This window comes from Rhizobium sp. 18055, assembly GCF_902706285.1.
Lineage (GTDB): Bacteria > Pseudomonadota > Alphaproteobacteria > Rhizobiales > Rhizobiaceae > Rhizobium.
Window position 1 is genome coordinate 1 of the sequence record NZ_CACSKD010000431.1, and the last position, 401, is coordinate 401.

Here is a 401-nt window from a genome sequence, read left to right on the forward strand (position 1 = left end):
CCCTGGGGTTTGCCGTTGGCGAACGGTATGAAGATGACCTTGTAGCCGCTGCGCGGCTTGCGGTTCCAGGAGCCGTGCAGGCCGACGAAGGCACCATCGGCCAGTTGGGGAGCCAACGGCGGCACCGCGGCACCCGTGCTTCCCGCACCGTTCGCGCCGCCGGCGAACGCCAGCCCCAGGGGCGCGACGTGGTTGCCGAGCGCGTATTCGGGCACGATGGCCTTTTCCACCAGGTCCGGCCGGGGCGGCTGTACGCGCGCGTCCACGTGCTGGCCCCAGTAGCTGTAGGGCCAGCCGTAGAAGCCATCTTCCTTCACCGAGGTGAGGTAGTCGGGGACCAGATCGCTGCCGATTTCGTCGCGTTCGTTGACCACCGTCCAGAGCACGCCGGTGCCCGGCTC

At 68.8% G+C, this 401-nt stretch carries 1 pseudogene; it reads right to left on the reverse strand.

The annotated features are described in order from the left end of the window. Positions 1-401: pseudogene (locus GVL52_RS29855) on the reverse strand (sorbosone dehydrogenase family protein); the annotation flags it as partial.